The 14,672-nt window shown below is 68.8% G+C and carries 14 protein-coding genes; 4 read left to right on the plus strand and 10 right to left on the minus strand.

Annotation, left to right across the window (positions count from 1 at the left end; all coding sequences use genetic code 11):
• Position 1: 1 nt before the first annotated feature.
• From GNX71_RS01745 to GNX71_RS01760, 4 genes are all read right to left on the minus strand, one after another.
• Positions 2-958 (minus strand): MlaD family protein, encoded by a 957-nt coding sequence (locus GNX71_RS01745; RefSeq protein WP_206176731.1) that lies wholly within the window; start codon positions 956-958, stop codon positions 2-4.
• Positions 959-974: 16 nt separating this feature from the next.
• Complete coding sequence (locus tag GNX71_RS01750) at positions 975-1,817, minus strand: ATP-binding cassette domain-containing protein (protein WP_206176732.1); 843 nt, start codon at positions 1,815-1,817, stop codon at positions 975-977.
• Positions 1,814-2,980, minus strand: a complete 1,167-nt coding sequence (locus tag GNX71_RS01755) for an ABC transporter permease (protein ID WP_206176733.1) — start codon at positions 2,978-2,980, stop codon at positions 1,814-1,816. Before GNX71_RS01755 ends, GNX71_RS01750 begins: the two co-directional genes overlap by 4 nt.
• A gap of 134 nt (positions 2,981-3,114) precedes the next feature.
• Positions 3,115-4,023, minus strand: a complete 909-nt coding sequence (locus tag GNX71_RS01760) for a LysR family transcriptional regulator (RefSeq protein ID WP_206176734.1) — start codon at positions 4,021-4,023, stop codon at positions 3,115-3,117.
• A 92-nt stretch (positions 4,024-4,115) separates the two neighbouring features.
• On the opposite strand from GNX71_RS01760, the gene GNX71_RS01765 reads away from it, so the two are divergent.
• The 3 genes from GNX71_RS01765 to GNX71_RS01775 are packed head-to-tail and all read left to right on the plus strand — an operon-like array spanning position 4,116 to position 7,926.
• A complete protein-coding gene (locus GNX71_RS01765; RefSeq protein WP_206179313.1) occupies positions 4,116-5,627 on the plus strand; it encodes a CoA-acylating methylmalonate-semialdehyde dehydrogenase in 1,512 nt (503 codons plus the stop codon).
• A gap of 29 nt (positions 5,628-5,656) precedes the next feature.
• Positions 5,657-6,265, plus strand: a complete 609-nt coding sequence (locus GNX71_RS01770; protein WP_206176735.1) for a hypothetical protein — start codon at positions 5,657-5,659, stop codon at positions 6,263-6,265.
• Between the two features lie 26 nt (positions 6,266-6,291).
• Positions 6,292-7,926 carry a GMC family oxidoreductase N-terminal domain-containing protein gene (locus GNX71_RS01775; RefSeq protein ID WP_206176736.1) on the plus strand — a complete coding sequence of 545 codons (1,635 nt, stop codon included), beginning with the start codon at positions 6,292-6,294 and terminating at the stop codon, positions 7,924-7,926.
• A 15-nt stretch (positions 7,927-7,941) separates the two neighbouring features.
• On the opposite strand, the gene tetR is transcribed toward GNX71_RS01775, so the two are convergent.
• Positions 7,942-8,607 carry a tetracycline resistance transcriptional repressor TetR gene (gene tetR, locus GNX71_RS01780; protein ID WP_206176737.1) on the minus strand — a complete coding sequence of 222 codons (666 nt, stop codon included), beginning with the start codon at positions 8,605-8,607 and terminating at the stop codon, positions 7,942-7,944.
• 92 nt (positions 8,608-8,699) lie between these two features.
• Here tetR and tet point away from each other — a divergent pair, with 92 nt between their 5' ends.
• Positions 8,700-9,899 carry a Tet(A)/Tet(B)/Tet(C) family tetracycline efflux MFS transporter gene (gene tet / locus GNX71_RS01785; RefSeq protein ID WP_206176738.1) on the plus strand — a complete coding sequence of 400 codons (1,200 nt, stop codon included), beginning with the start codon at positions 8,700-8,702 and terminating at the stop codon, positions 9,897-9,899.
• Here the strand turns inward: tet and GNX71_RS01790 are convergent, their stop codons facing one another.
• From GNX71_RS01790 to GNX71_RS01810, 5 genes are read right to left on the minus strand one after another with little or no spacing between them, the layout of a single operon-like run.
• Positions 9,900-10,967, minus strand: coding sequence for an ABC transporter substrate-binding protein (locus tag GNX71_RS01790; protein WP_206176739.1), 1,068 nt, complete (start codon positions 10,965-10,967; stop codon positions 9,900-9,902).
• A gap of 12 nt (positions 10,968-10,979) precedes the next feature.
• Positions 10,980-12,167, minus strand: a complete 1,188-nt coding sequence (locus GNX71_RS01795) for an FAD-dependent oxidoreductase (protein ID WP_206176740.1) — start codon at positions 12,165-12,167, stop codon at positions 10,980-10,982.
• Entirely contained in the window at positions 12,164-13,573 is a 1,410-nt protein-coding gene (locus GNX71_RS01800) for an NAD(P)/FAD-dependent oxidoreductase (protein WP_206176741.1), read from the minus strand. Before GNX71_RS01800 ends, GNX71_RS01795 begins: the two co-directional genes overlap by 4 nt.
• Positions 13,570-13,875 carry a (2Fe-2S)-binding protein gene (locus tag GNX71_RS01805; protein ID WP_206176742.1) on the minus strand — a complete coding sequence of 102 codons (306 nt, stop codon included), beginning with the start codon at positions 13,873-13,875 and terminating at the stop codon, positions 13,570-13,572. The genes GNX71_RS01800 and GNX71_RS01805 overlap by 4 nt, the downstream gene beginning before the upstream one ends.
• On the minus strand, positions 13,876-14,670 hold the full coding sequence (locus tag GNX71_RS01810) for an ABC transporter permease (protein ID WP_013538787.1): 795 nt from the start codon (positions 14,668-14,670) through the stop codon (positions 13,876-13,878).
• Positions 14,671-14,672 lie beyond the last annotated feature (2 nt).

The following is a 14,672-nucleotide window of genomic DNA, read 5'->3' on the forward strand; positions in this document are numbered from 1 at the left end:
ATCAAGGACGCGCGGCAGGCGCGGAGAAACCCGGCTCGCCCGGGCCCGCCGCGGCGCCGCCGTTGCCGAACAGCAGCGATTGCGGGTTGTCGTTGATGCTGTCCGCCGCGCGGCCCAGCCGGCGCACCGCGTGCGAGGTGTCGTCGGCCACGCGGTTCACGCGCGGCAGCGTCGCCGCGTTGAACGAATCGACCGCCTGCGCGAGCGCCTTGGTGCCGTCGCTCAGGCGCTCGACCGGGCCGTCGGGCGCATTGAGCCGGCCCACGGTGGTGTTGAAGTTGTTGGCCACGCGCGAGACGTCGCCGGCCGCCTTCTTCACCGTGCCGAGCGTGTCGGGCATCGCGGCCAGCGTCGGGTTCAGGCCGGTCTTCACCGTGGTGTCGAGCGTCTTGAGCAGCGTGTTGGCGCTGGCCGAGGCGGCGGCGATGTTCTCCAGCGCATCGGCCGCGCGCTTCTGGTTCGGATCGCTCAGCAACTGGTTGGCGCGCTTGGTCACTTCCTCGACCTGGTTGATGATGGCCTCGCCGCGGTCCTGCAGCTGCGCGAGCATCGAGGGCTTGAGCGGAATGCGCGGCGGCTCGTCGTCGTTGGGCTTGAGCGCGACCTGCGATTCGCCCTTGTCGTCCAGCGCGATGAAGGCCAGGCCCGTCACGCCCTGGTAGCTCAGCGTGGCAAAGCTGGAGGTGGTGAGCGGCACGCGCTCGTCGACCGTGATGCGCACCCGCACGTTGCCCTTCACCTTGGGGTCGAAGTCGATCGACGTCACCTTGCCGACCGCGATGCCGCGGTAGCGCACCATCGCCTGCGGTTGCAGGCCACTGACCGCGTCGCGGGTGGAGAGCTCGTAGATGTTGCGCACGGTGTTGTCGCGCGTGAACCAGATCACCAGCCCGACGAGCACGGCCAGGAGGCCGAGCACGAAGGCGCCGGCGGCGAGGGCATGGGCCTTGTTTTCCATGGTGGCTACCTACCTTTCAGCGCGGTGCGGCTTCGGGCCGCGGCGCAGGTTGTTCTGTGGCTGGCTTGTCATGCAGCGCCTCCAGGGCGCGCTGGCCGCGCCCCCCTAGAAAGTATTCGTGGATGAACGGATGCGGGTAGGCGATGACCTCGCGCGCCGTGCCGCTCACGATGACCTTCTGGTCGGCCAGCACCGCGATGCGGGTGCTCAGGTCGAACAGCGTGTCCAGGTCGTGCGTGACCATCACCACCGTCAGGCCCAGCTCGCGGTGCAAGCCGCGCAGCAAATTGCAGAAGCTGTCGGAGGCCTCGGGGTCCAGGCCCGCGGTGGGCTCGTCGAGCAGCAGCAGCGGCGGGTCCATGATGAGCGCGCGCGCCAGCGCCACGCGCTTGATCATGCCGCCCGACAGGTCCGATGGACTCATGTTGGCGTGCCGCGGCTCCAGGCCCACCATCTGCAGCTTCACCAGCGCCGCGTGGCGGATCAGGTCGTCGGGCAGGAGCTTCAGCTCGCGCAGCGGAAAGGCGATGTTCTCCAGCACGCTGAAGGCAGAGAACAATGCACCGTGCTGGAACAGCATGCCCACGTTGGCCGCGCCCGAGGCGCTGAGTTCGCCCGGCTCCTGGCCCAGCACCTCGACCACGCCTTGCGTCGGCTTTTCCAGCCCGAGGATCTGGCGCAGCAGCACCGTCTTGCCGGTGCCCGAGCCGCCGACCAGCGAGAACACCTCGCCGCGGTCGATGTGCATGTCGAGGTTGCGGTGCACCACCTGCTCGCCTTCGGCGTTCTTGAACACCGTCCAGAGCTTGCGGATGTCGACCACGGTGGGGTCGTCGCGGGTGTTCGTTGCTGCGTTCATCCGCGGAACCCTATGCCCTTGAACAGCACCGCGAAGAGCGCATCGACCAGGATCACCGCGGTGATCGAGGTCACCACCGACGAGGTCGTGCCGCGCCCCAGGCTCTCGGTGTTGGGCTTGACCTTCATGCCGAAGTAGCAGCCGATCAGCGCGATCAGGATGCCGAAGACCGCCGACTTGGCCATCGCGAGCCAGAGGTTCGCGATCGGCACCGCGCGCGGCAGCGCCGAGAGAAAGTAGGCCGGAGAAATGTCGAGCGCCGCGTCGGCCGCGAGCATGCCGCCCAGCAGCGCCGCCATCGAGGTCCAGAGGCTGATGAGCGGCATCGCGATCGCCAGCGCCAGCACGCGCGGCATCACCAGGCGAAAGCCGTGCGGGATGCCCATGACGCGCATCGCGTCGAGCTCTTCGGTCACCCGCATCACGCCGATCTGCGCGGTGATGGCCGAGCCCGAGCGCCCGGCGATCAGCACCGCGGCCAGCACCGGCCCGAGCTCGCGCACCAGCGAGAGGCCGAGGATGTTCACCACGAAGGCCTCGGCGCCGTAGTTGCGCAGCTGCTGCGAGATCAGGTAGGCCAGCACCACGCCGATCAGCAGGCCGACCAGCGCCGTGATGTGCAGCGCCGTCGCGCCGAACTGGTAGAGGTGCCCCGAGAAATCGCGCCACGGCCCGCGGTGCGGCGCGCGGATCAGCCTGCCGACGTCGAGCGCGAGCTGGCCGATGAGGCCGACGAAGTCGCGCGCCACGACCATCGCGCGCGGCCCGTTGTGCGAGAAGGTGCGGATGCGGTCGGCCAGCGTCTTGGGCGGCTCGTCCGGCGTGGCGACGGTGTACTGCGCCACCTGGTCGAGCACCGCCTTGTGCTGCGCTTCCATCTCCAGCGTGGCGGGCCATTCGTGGCGCCAGTGCTCCCACAGGAGCTGGGCGCCGATGTGGTCGAGCTGCTCGATCGGGCGCAGGTCCCATGCGCGGTCGTCCGCGGCTGGCGCGGCTTCCAGGCTTTTCGAGAGCGCCTGCCAGGCGGGAAACGACGACATGCCCAGCGCGGTCCAGCGGCCGGTGGCGACCGTCCACTGGCGGCCGTCCTGCTCTCGCTGCGCGACACGCGGCCACACGCTGTCGGCGGCTTGGGCGTCGGCAGTCGGGGTGGCGGAAGGCATGGGACGGATCAGCAGAAAGTAAACAAAAAAACCGGGTTCGGGGGATGCGCGCATCGTAACCGGGTGCATCCGCGGCCCATGTGCTCCAGACCCCTCATTCACGTAGGGCGGTGCGCCGTTTTTTCAGTTTTTCTTCAGCTCCACGCCTTGCCCAGCGCATCCCAGGCGCTCGCGACCACCGGCTCGTCGCGGCGCGATGCGAGCGAGACGAAACGCAGCGCGCAATCGAGCTGCACCCGGTCGGCCATCGCGAGACCGTGGGCCTGGCATTCGCGGATCGCGATCGAGTCGCGCACGAGGCTCAGGCCAATGCCGGACTTCAACAGGTCGAGCATCGACGCCTCCTGGTCGACCATCGCCACACGGCGCGGCGAGAGGCCCAGCGGCGCGAACACGCGCTCCAGCAGCCGGTGATGCGCCGACTCGGGCGGCGTCGCGAGCCAGGGCAGCGCGGCCAGTGCCTTCCAGTCGCGGCCCTGCACCTGCGGACCCCAGCCGGCGGGCGCGACCACGCGGTAGGTGAAGCGGGTGAGGGTGCGGACCGAGAGCGCGGGCGTTGTCGTGGCCGAGGCGTCTTCTCCCGGGTCGAGGTGAAACCCCACGTCCAGGTCGCCGCGCAGCACCTGGGCGAGCACGCTGCCGCTCATGCCGTGGCGCAGCTCGGTCTCTATCTGCGGCGCGGCCTCGACCAGTTCGCGCAGGAACACGCCCAGCCGGGTGAACTCCGGATCGAGGATGGTGCCGATGCGCAGCGCCCCGCGCACAGTGCCCTGGAGCTTGCGCGCGGCCTGCTGAAGGTCGCCGACGGCGGCCAGCACCCGCTCGGCCTGCGGCAGCATCGCCGCGCCGTCGGCCGTGAGCGCGAGCCCGTGCGGCGTGCGCGTGAAGAGCACGAGCCCGGTCTCCTCGGCAAAGCGCTTGAGCTGCAGGCTCACCGCCGGCTGCGTGAGATGCAGCCGCTCGGCGGCGCGCGAGACGTTGCCTTCTTTCGCTGCGAGAACGAAGGCGCGCAAAATCTGAAGGTCCATGGCGGCGGTAGTCATATAAGTCCGATTTATAAGCCCATGGCGCCGAAATCATTGGCCTTTCCTTCGAAGAGCGGGCCAAATTGCCTTCCGGAGACCTCATCATGTCCATGAATACCAGAAATATCGACCACCACATCGCCGGCCTGCCGGCCGCCAACACCTCGGGCCGCACGCAGGACGTGACGAACCCCGCCACCGGCGCCGTCACCGGCAAGGTCGGCCTCGCCGATGCGGCGCAGGTCTCGGCTGCTGTGGCCGCAGCCCAAGCCGCGTTTCCCGCCTGGGCCGACACCCCGCCGATCCGCCGGGCGCGCGTGATGTTCAAGTTTTTGCAGCTGCTCAACGAGCACAAGGACGAGCTCGCCCACCTCATCACCGCCGAGCACGGCAAGGTCTTCACCGACGCGCAGGGCGAGGTCTCGCGCGGCATCGACATCGTCGAATTCGCCTGCGGCATCCCGCAACTCCTCAAGGGCGACTTCACCGACCAGGTGAGCACCGGCATCGACAACTGGACGCTGCGCCAGCCCCTGGGCGTGGTCGCGGGCATCACGCCCTTCAACTTCCCGGTGATGGTGCCGATGTGGATGTTCCCGGTGGCCATTGCCGCGGGCAACACCTTCGTGCTCAAGCCCAGCCCGACCGATCCGAGCCCGTCGCTGCGCATCGCAGAGCTGTTCAAGGAAGCGGGCCTGCCCGATGGCGTGTTTAACGTGGTGCAGGGCGACAAGGTCGCGGTCGATGCGTTGCTCGAGCACCCCGACGTCAAGGCCATCAGCTTCGTCGGCTCCACCCCGATCGCCAACTACATCTACGAGACCGGCGCCCGCCACGGCAAGCGCGTGCAGGCGCTGGGCGGCGCGAAGAACCACATGGTGGTCATGCCCGATGCGGACATCGACCAGACGGTGGATGCGCTGATCGGCGCGGGCTACGGCTCGGCCGGCGAGCGCTGCATGGCGATCAGCGTGGCGGTGCTGGTGGGCGATGTGGCCGACAAGGTGATCCCCAAGCTCATCGAGCGCACGAAGACGCTCAAGGTGCTCAACGGCACCAACCTCGCGGCCGAGATGGGCCCGATCGTCACGCGCGCGGCGCACGAGCGCATCACCGGCTACATCGCCCAGGGCGAGAAGGAAGGCGCGAAGCTGCTGGTCGATGGCCGCGTGTTCGACGGCAGCGTGGCCGGCGAAGGTTGCGGCGACGGCTTCTGGATGGGCGGCACGCTGTTCGACCACGTCACGCCCGAGATGCGCATCTACAAGGAAGAGATCTTCGGCCCGGTCCTGAGCTGCGTGCGCGTGGAGAACTTCAAGGACGCGGTGGACCTGATCAACGCCCACGAGTTCGGCAACGGCGTGAGCTGCTTCACCCGCGACGGCAACGTGGCGCGCGAGTTCAGCCGCCGCATCCAGGTGGGCATGGTGGGCATCAATGTGCCGATCCCGGTGCCGATGGCATGGCACGGTTTCGGCGGCTGGAAGAAGAGCCTGTTCGGCGACATGCACGCGTATGGCGAGGAAGGCGTGCGCTTCTATACCAAGCAGAAGTCGATCATGCAGCGCTGGCCCGAGAGCATCGGCAAGGGCGCGGAATTCGTCATGCCGACGGCCAAGTAACAACGAACGCCACACGTCCGGAAGCAGGCATGCAAGAGAGCGGCTGGCAGCCGATCGCGGGCCGCGTCGGGCATGTGGGCGGCATCGAGTCGTTCACGCTCGATGGCCGGCGCCACTACTTCGGCTTCGACCACAAGCGGGGGCTCGTGCTGTCCCCGGCCATCGACGACGCGGCGGCGATGGCGCACTTTGCGAGTCGCCACATGCAGGCGCTCTACAGGGGCCGCCTGTTCGGGCTGCTCGGCAAGACGGGGCCGAGGGACGAGGTCTTCTGGGCCGAGGCGGTGGAATGGTCGGAGAACGCCACCGACCTGCCCGGTCAGCCGGAGCTCACGCTGGCGCGCATGCGGCTTGCCGCGAGCATGTCGGAGCTCGGCCTTGCCGCGCAGGAGAACCGCATCGCGCGCGAGTTCATGCCCGATGCATTGCCGTTCATGCTGCTTGCAGCCGCGGGCGACGGAGCGCCCGATGAAGCCGCAGGCATCCAGGCCGAGGTCGCCATCGTCTGGGGCCGCGAGCCGCTTGCGCCAGGGCGCGAGATCGCCGACGTGGCGCGCGCCTTGCAGGCCCGCCTGAACGCGCTGGTCGACCGCGCGCAAGGCAACTGGGCGCAGATTTTTTCGATGCTGAAATCCTGAGCAGTGATCCCAAGAAAAGAAGAACCATGCGAGACAACGACAACACTTTCGACTACATCATCATCGGCGCCGGCACGGCCGGTTCGCTCATCGCCAACCGCCTCTGCGCCGACAAGACCAAGCGCGTGCTGCTCATCGAGGCCGGCCGCAAGGACGACTACCACTGGATCCACATTCCGGTCGGCTATCTCTACTGCATCGGCAATCCGCGCACCGACTGGCTCTACAACACCGAGCCCGATGCGGGCCTCAACGGCCGTGCGCTGCGCTATCCGCGCGGCAAGACGCTGGGCGGCTGCTCCAGCATCAACGGGATGATCTACATGCGCGGCCAGTCGCGCGACTACGACCAGTGGGCCCAACTCACCGGCGACGACGACTGGCGCTGGCAGAACGTGCTGCCGGCCTTCAAGAAGCACGAAGATTTCTATCTCGGTGCCGACGAGCTGCACGGCGCGGGCGGCGAGTGGCGCGTGGAGAAGCAGCGGCTGCGCTGGGACATCCTCGATGCGTTCGCCGAAGCCGCGGTGCAGGCCGGCGTGCCGCACACCACCGACTTCAACCGTGGCAGCAACGAGGGCGTGGGCTACTTCCAGGTCAACCAGAAGAACGGCTGGCGCTGGAACACCGCCAAGGCGTTCCTTCGGCCCACCTGCTATGGCCGACCCAACTTCGAGCTGTGGACCGGCGCGCAGGTCTCGCGCCTCCTGTTCGAGACGCAGCCCGATGGCACGAAGCGCTGTACCGGCGCCGAAGTGTGGAACGGCAGCGAGATGAGCACCGCGCATGCCGAGCGCGAAGTGATCCTCTGCGCAGGCGCCATCGGCTCGCCGCAGATCCTGCAGCTCTCGGGCGTCGGCCCCGCCGAACTCTTGCGCCAGCACGGCATCGATGTGGTGCTCGATGCGCCCGGCGTCGGCGCCAACCTGCAGGACCATCTGCAGATTCGCGCGGTCTACAAGATCGACGGCGCGCCCACGCTCAACGTGCTCGCATCGTCGATGGTCGGCAAGGCGAAGATCGGGCTCGAATACCTGCTCAAGCGCAGCGGCCCGATGAGCATGGCGCCCTCGCAGCTGGGCGCCTTCACGCGCAGCTCCGATGCCTACGAGTGGCCGAACCTCGAATACCACGTGCAGCCCCTGTCGCTCGATGCCTTCGGCGATCCGCTGCACAGCTTTCCGGCTTTTACCGCGAGCGTGTGCAACCTCAACCCGACGAGCCGGGGCTCGGTGCGCATCAAGAGCAAGCGCTTCGAAGATGCACCCGCGATCGCGCCCAACTACCTGAGCACCGACGAAGACCGCAAGGTGGCGGCCGATTCGCTGCGCGTGACGCGCCGCATCGCCTCGCAGCCCGCGCTCGCCAAGTACAAGCCCGAGGAATGGAAGCCCGGCGTGCAGTACCAGAGCGACGAAGACCTCGCGCGGCTGGCCGGCGACATCGCGACCACCATCTTCCATCCGGTGGGCACCACCAAGATGGGCGCCGACGGCGACCCGATGGCGGTGCTCGATGCGAAGCTGCGCGTGCGCGGCATCCAGGGCCTGCGCGTGGTGGATGCGGGCGCGATGCCGACCATCACGAGCGGCAATACCAACAGCCCGACCTTGATGATGGCCGAGAAGGCTGCGGGCTGGATCGTCGAAGCCAACCGCTGAGCAGCGGATTGGGCCTCAGCGGCGCGGTGCGGGCTTTCGCCGCGCAGCCTTGGGCTCATTGCTTTCCTTGTTCGCAAGGCGCGCCTTCGCACCTTCGATCATGAGGTCCACGCCGATATCGAACATCGCATCGGGCCCGGCCTTGCGGTAGCTGGCGAAGGCCTCGGCCAGCAGGGGCCGCGATGCCGCGGCGGCATCGAGCGTCTGCTGGCGCACCGCCGCGTCGTCGGGCGCCGCCTGTTCCTCGAGCACGCAGCCCACGGTATAGCGGCCCAGCGCGATCATCAGCGCCATCGCGTCTGTCGCCGCCATGCCCCGGTTGACCACGGCAGCAAGCTGGGCCTCCACCATTTCCAGGTCGCCCGGATCGGGCTCGGTGCCGGCATGCAGGCGCGCGCCGTCGCGCCGTGCCAGCAGCGCGCGGCGGAAGCTGCGCGCGTTCTCGCGCAAGAAGTCTTCCCAGGTTTCGCCATCCAGCGGCAACCGGCGCTCGTGGGCGCGGCGCAGGATTTCGCCGCTCATCGCATCGAGCAGCGCGCGCTTGTTCTTGAAATGCCAGTACAGCGCAGGCTGCTGTACGCCGAGCCGCTCGGCCAGCAGCCGGGTGCTGAGTTTGTCGATGCCGACCTCGTCGAGCAGCGCGAGCGCTGCTTCGAGGATCACTTCACTGTCCAGTTTCATGCCTTAGTCCGTGCCCGTGTCGGGGCCGATGGGTGGGGGTTCACAGCCCAGAATTTATCGCTGATAATTCCTTATCAACGATAAATTCCATCATGTCTTCCAATTTTTCAACCCGTAGCCGCCACGCGCAGGCCGTGATCCTCGCGATCGTCACGCTCGATGCCATCGGCATCAGCCTGGTCATGCCGATCGTGCCGAGCCTGCTGCGCGAGGTCGGCCACACCGGCGATCTCGGCTGGCGCTTCGGCGCCTTTCTCTCTCTGTATGCGCTGATGCAGTTCCTCTGCGCGCCCGTGCTCGGCGCGCTCAGCGACCGCTTCGGCCGCCGACCGGTGCTGCTGGTGTCGGTGGCGGGCGCGGCGATCGATGCGCTCTTCATGGCCTTCGCGCCCTCGCTGTGGATGCTCTTCGTAGGCCGCGCGATCGCGGGCATGACGGGCGCGAACATGGCGGTGGCTTCGGCGGCCATCGCCGACCTCACGCCCGAGGACCAACGCGCGCGCTGGTTCGGCCGCATGGGCGCCTGCTTCGGCCTGGGCTTCATTGCCGGGCCGGCCATCGGCGGCGTGCTCGGCGACCACGGCGTGCGGCTGCCGTTCATTGCGGCCGCGGTGCTCAACGGCCTGACCTTCCTCGTGGGCCTGCTGGTGTTGCGCGAGTCGCGCCCGCCCGCGCTCGCGTCGAAGCCCTTCGACCGCGGCGTGCTGCATCCGCTCGCGCCGCTGCGCTGGGCCGCGGGCGTTCCCGCGCTGCTGCCGATCCTCGGCGTGTTCCTGGTGCTCGTGCTGGTGGGCGAGGTCGCGGGCACGACCTGGGTGATCCACGGCGAGGACCGGTACGCCTGGAACGGCACCACGGTCGGCCTTTCCCTTGCGGGCTTCGGCCTGATCCATGCGCTGGTGCAAGGCGTCCTGGCGGGCCCGCTGGTCGAGCGCTGGGGCGAGCGCGCGGCGATCGCGGTCGGCACCCTCTCGGACTGCACGGCCTACGCGCTGATCGCCTTCGCCTCGCAGGGCTGGATGGCGCTCGCGCTGCTGCCGTTCCTGTGCATGGGCGGCGTCGGCCAGCCCGCGCTGCAGGCGATGCTCTCGCGGCGCGTGGGCGAGGCCGACCAGGGCCGGCTGCAAGGCGTGCTCGCGAGCATCTCCAGCCTGGCCTCGGTGGCCGGCCCTCTGCTGATCAGCTCTCTCTACTTCGCGTTCCGGGTGCGCTTCCCGGGCATCGTGTGGCTGGTCGGCGCGGTGCTCTATCTGCTGTGCCTGCCGGTGCTGGTACGCAAGACCGCGCCTTGATCATTTCTCGATGGTTTTATTCCAGCGCGAATTCCACGCCGGCCGGTTCGCGTTGATGCTCTCCCAGTCGATGGTGATCGCCGTCTTCATCCACTTGTTGATGTCCGCCACCTGCGTCGCGCCTTCGCCCACGGCGGGTGCCTTCGGGTTGGTCGGGATCTGCGCGCCGTACTGAAGCACGTTGGCCTGCGCGAGCGGGCTCAGCAGGAACTCGGCGAGCTTCTGCGACAGCTCCGGCTCGCTGTTGTTGGCGATCACGCACTGGCCCACCATCAGCACCACCGCGCCTTCCTTGGGCGGCGCGTACTCGACCGGGATGCCCTTGACCTTGAGCGCGGCCACGGCCGTCGGCGTGAGCGGGAAGATCGCCGCTTCGCCCGTCTGCACCATCTCCGAGAGCTTGGCCGAACTCGGGATGTACTCGAGCACGTTGGGACCGACGGTGGTGGGCCAGGCCTTGAAGCCGGGTTCCACGTTCTTGTCGTTGCCACCCTGGATGCGGTTGAACATCAAAAAGCCGTGCAACCCGAACGACGATGACGACATCGACTGGAACACCACCTTGCCCTTGAACTTCGGATCGGCGAGGTCCATCCACGAGGTGGGTGCGGCCCAGCCCTTTTCCTTGAACATCTTCGCGTTGTAGGCGAGGCCTGTCATGCCCAGGCTCACGCCGCTGGCCATGTCGTCCTTGAAGCGCGCGGCGGGGTAGATCTCGGCGAGCGACGGGTTGGGCTTCTGCTTCTGGCACAGGCCCATGCCGATGGCGCGCACCATGATGCCGTCGTCCAGGAACATCACGTGCATCTGCGGCTTGTCCTTGTTGGCCTGCGCCTTCGCGAGGATGTCCGACGAGGTGCCCGGCACCACCACCACCTTCGCGCCGTAGAGCTTCTCGAAGGCCGGGAACACGTACTGCGTGTACGCCTTCTCCATGGTGCCGCCGTTCATGCCGATGTAGAGCGTCTTGGTCTGCGCGCTCGCCGCGCCGGTGGCCGCGAGCAGGGAAACCGCCGCCGCCCCGAGCAGGGTCCGGCGAAGGGAGAAGGTCTTCTGGATACGGGACATGGTGGTTGCCTTTCAGGGGAGGGTGGGGACTGAATCGGGAGGGAAGAGGGTTTGTTCTTCATCCGCTGCTTCTCCCTCTTCTTCGGGGAAGAGGCGGTCGACCGCGAATGCATCGATCGGCGTGCTGCTGCGGCCGTCGCGCACCAGCTCGGCCAGCACTTCGCCGGCGGCCGGCCCGATCTGGAAGCCCGCGCCCGAGAAGCCGAAGCCATGGAAGAGACCGGGCGTGGTGCGGCTGGGCCCGAGCACCGGCTGGCGGTCGGGCATGTTGCCCTCGGTGCCGCTCCAGGTGCGGATGAAATGCGCATGGCGCAGCGCGGGCAGCAGCTCGATGGCCTGCACCGCGAGCGTGGCGATGGCGTCGCGGTCGACGCGGGCGCGGTCGGCATCGAGCGCATAGCCTCGCCCGCCGCCCAGCACGAGGTTGCCGCGCGCCACCTGCCGGCCGTAGATGCCGCCGCCCTCGACACCCAGGCTCCAGACCATGAAGTGCGGCAGCGGCTCGGTCACCGCCATCACGGGATGGCTCGCGCGCAGCGGCACCGCCTCGCCGAACTGGGCGGCGAAGGGGCCGGCCCATGCGCCCGCGCAGTTGAGCAGCACCGGCGCATGCACTTCGAGCGCATTGCCCGAGCGCAGCATGAACATCGCGCCGTCGTGCATCACCTCGTCGACCAGGTGGCGCTCGAAGACCTGTGCGCCCGCGCGCTGCGCCGCAAGCGCGAAGGCGGGCGACACCAGCCGCGGGTTGGCCTGCCCGTCTTCCGCGCACAGTGAGCCGCCGACCGCGCGCGGGCCGAGCCAGGGGCAGCGCTCGCGCAGGCGCGCGGCGGAGATCAGCTCGAGGCCGAGGTCGAAGTCCAGGCTCTGCGCGCGGTAGCGTTCGAGCGAAGCCATGTCCGATTCGCTGCGCGCGATCTTGAAGTGGCCCGAGCGCAGGTATTCGCCATCGGTGCCGATCAGCGAAGGCAGGCCGCCCCAGATGCGGTGCGCGCGCTGCGCGAGCGGCAACTGGCTCAGCGGCCGGCCCTGGCGCCGCACGCCGCCGAAGTTCACGCCGCTGGATCGCGAGCCGCAGAGGTCGCGCTCCAGCAGCACGACGCCGATGCCCATCTGCCGCAGCGCGAGCGCGGCAGAGGAACCGACGATGCCGCCGCCGACGATGGCCACGTCGGTGCGCAGCGTCTGAATCGAGCTCATGCGCCGACTCCTTCGCTGGCCGCGTGCGTGGCCAGATGGATCGGAATCGGCTTGATCGGCGCCTGCCCACGCAGCCGGCCCACCTGCTGCAGCGGCTGGCCCGTCGCGTGCGCGAGGATCTCGGCGGCCGCCACGCCGCACATGCGGCCCTGGCAGCGGCCCATGCCGACGCGCGACAGGGCCTTGAGGCGGTTCATTTCATCGGCGCCGTTGACGCGGACGGTTTCGCGCAGCGTGCCGGCCGTGACGTTCTCGCAGCGGCAGACGACGAGGTCGTCGGGCGCGTGCGCGGCCCAGTCCTGCGGCAGCGGAAAGGCGCGCTCGAGTCCGCGGCGGAAACCCGCCAATCCTTCGAGCCTGCGTTCGAGCGTTTCAGCGCGTGCCGCATCGATGGTCACGCCGCGGTCCGCAAGCAACGCGAGCGCGGCGCGTTCGCCGGCCCACTCGGCCGCATCGGCGCCCATGATGCCGGCGCCATCGCCCGCGAGGTACACGCCCGGGACGCTGGCGCGGCCCGCCGCATCGCGCACCGGCAGGTGGGCGCGGTGCATCGGCGCGAACTCGAAGCGGCAGCCGAGCAGGTCGGCCAGTTGGGTCTCGGAGCGCAGCGCGTAGCCGAAGCCGACCGCATCGCAGTCGAGCGTGCGTTCTTCACGGCCGTCGTGCCATGCGACGCCGGTGACGCGGCGCGCGTCGGCATCGCCGATCACGCGCAGCGGACGCACGCCGCCGTGCAACGGCACGCCATGTGCGCGCAGCCACGCGACGAAGTACAGGCCCTTCGCGAACACGGCGGGCTGGCGCAGCATCGCGGGCGTTGCGGCGATCTGGTCGGCGAGCCGTGCGGTGTCGAGCACGGCCGCGACCTTCGCGCCGGCCTTTGCATATTGATAAGCCACGAGGTACAGCAGTGGCCCCGTGCCCATGAACACCACGCGCTCGCCAATGGCGCAGCCCTGGAACTTGAGCGCCACCTGCGCGCCGCCGAGCGTGTAGACGCCGGGCAGCGTCCAGCCCGGTACGGGCAGCACGCGGTCGGTCGCGCCCGTTGCGACGATCAGCGCGCCATGCGGCACGCGCGTCGTGGTGCGCGAAGGGTTGTGCAGCACGTCGAGCACGCCGGCCTGCGCGTTCCATACGAGGCTGTCGGGGCGGTAGTCGATGCGATCGCGCAGCGCATCGAAGGCTTGGTGCACCGCGTTCGCGCGCGATGCCTCGAAGCCGTAGAGCGTGGCGGCTGTGCGCTGGACGAAGTTGGCGGGCGGACGGCGGTAGATCTGTCCACCGGCACGCGCGGCCTCGTCGATCACGAGGGGCCGCACTCCGTGCGCGACCAGCGTCTCTGCCGCACGCACGCCGGCCGGCCCGGCGCCAACGATCACGGGTCGAAGCTCGGCATTCGTCATGCGCCGCTCCGCCCGGTGACCAGCGCCATGCCCGGCGCGATGAAGGTCGAGCAGGCGCGCAGGCGCTCGCCTTCGGCGGTCGCGATCCAGCAGTCCTGGCAGGCGCCCATCATGCAGAAGCCGGCGCGCGGCATGTCGCTGAATTCGTTGCGGCGAAGTTGACCGGCCTGGGTGAGCACGGCCGTGAGCACCGTGTCGCCGGCCAGCGCGGAGGCCGGTTCGCCATCGAGCGTGAAGGCCACCGCGGCACGATCGGTCTCGGCCACGCGATGCAGCAGTGCGTGGTGTGCGTTCGACGTCATCTACTTGCGCCCCACCAGCACGCGGTCCAGCCCATAGAGCCGGTCGAGGATCACCATCGCGATGGCGGTCACCGCCACCATCAGCGCCGACACCGCCGCCATCAGCGGATCGATCGACTCGGTCGCATACATGTACATGCGCACCGGCAGCGTCACCGTGCTGGGCGAGGTCACGAAGATCGACATCGTCACTTCGTCGAAGCTGTTGATGAAGGCGAGCATCCAGCCGCCCGTGACGCCCGGCAGGATCATCGGCAGCGTGATGCGCCGGAACACCGTCGCCTGGCTCGCGCCGAGCGAAAGTGCGGCCTGCTCGGCGCTGCGGTCGAAGCCCACGAGCGCGGCCACGACGAGGCGCAGCGTGTACGGCGTGACGATCAGCGCATGCGCCATCACCAGCCAGCCGAAGCTGCCCGTGCCGCCCACCAGCGCGAACAGCCGCAAGAGCGCCACGCCCAGCACCAGGTGCGGAATGATCAGCGGCGAGAGGAAGAGGGCGTTGAGGAAATCGCGCCCCGGAAACTCGTAGCGCGTGATCGCCATGCCGGCCGGCACCGCCAGCAGCGTGGCGATGGTGGCCGAGGCCAGCGCGAGCCACAGGCTGTTCCAGAACGACTGCATGAAGTCCGGGTGCGCGAACACCGCGGCGAACCAGCGCAGCGAGAAGCTGGTGGTCGGAATGGTCAGCGTGTTCTCGGGCGTGAACGCGACGATGCACACCACCAGCAGCGGCGCCAGCATGAAGGTGATGACGAGCGCATTGAATGCGAGGGCGAAGGGGCCGTTCTTGCTCATCG

Origin of the sequence: Variovorax sp. RKNM96 (genome assembly GCF_017161115.1) — a bacterium.
Lineage (GTDB): Bacteria > Pseudomonadota > Gammaproteobacteria > Burkholderiales > Burkholderiaceae_C > Variovorax.

Excerpts from the sequence above, each read along its gene's own strand:
- GNX71_RS01755 (WP_206176733.1), bottom strand. The coding sequence starts at position 2,980 with ATGCCTTCCGCCACCCCGACTGCCGACGCCCAAGCCGCCGACAGCGTG.
- tet (WP_206176738.1), top strand. The coding sequence starts at position 8,700 with ATGTCTTCCAATTTTTCAACCCGTAGCCGCCACGCGCAGGCCGTGATC.
- GNX71_RS01765 (WP_206179313.1), top strand. The coding sequence starts at position 4,116 with ATGAATACCAGAAATATCGACCACCACATCGCCGGCCTGCCGGCCGCC.
- GNX71_RS01790 (WP_206176739.1), bottom strand. The coding sequence starts at position 10,967 with ATGTCCCGTATCCAGAAGACCTTCTCCCTTCGCCGGACCCTGCTCGGG.
- GNX71_RS01805 (WP_206176742.1), bottom strand. The coding sequence starts at position 13,875 with ATGACGTCGAACGCACACCACGCACTGCTGCATCGCGTGGCCGAGACC.
- GNX71_RS01770 (WP_206176735.1), top strand. The coding sequence starts at position 5,657 with ATGCAAGAGAGCGGCTGGCAGCCGATCGCGGGCCGCGTCGGGCATGTG.
- tetR (WP_206176737.1), bottom strand. The coding sequence starts at position 8,607 with ATGAAACTGGACAGTGAAGTGATCCTCGAAGCAGCGCTCGCGCTGCTC.
- GNX71_RS01750 (WP_206176732.1), bottom strand. The coding sequence starts at position 1,817 with ATGAACGCAGCAACGAACACCCGCGACGACCCCACCGTGGTCGACATC.
- GNX71_RS01800 (WP_206176741.1), bottom strand. The coding sequence starts at position 13,573 with ATGACGAATGCCGAGCTTCGACCCGTGATCGTTGGCGCCGGGCCGGCC.
- GNX71_RS01745 (WP_206176731.1), bottom strand. The coding sequence starts at position 958 with ATGGAAAACAAGGCCCATGCCCTCGCCGCCGGCGCCTTCGTGCTCGGC.
- GNX71_RS01810 (WP_013538787.1), bottom strand. The coding sequence starts at position 14,670 with ATGAGCAAGAACGGCCCCTTCGCCCTCGCATTCAATGCGCTCGTCATC.
- GNX71_RS01760 (WP_206176734.1), bottom strand. The coding sequence starts at position 4,023 with ATGACTACCGCCGCCATGGACCTTCAGATTTTGCGCGCCTTCGTTCTC.
- GNX71_RS01775 (WP_206176736.1), top strand. The coding sequence starts at position 6,292 with ATGCGAGACAACGACAACACTTTCGACTACATCATCATCGGCGCCGGC.
- GNX71_RS01795 (WP_206176740.1), bottom strand. The coding sequence starts at position 12,167 with ATGAGCTCGATTCAGACGCTGCGCACCGACGTGGCCATCGTCGGCGGC.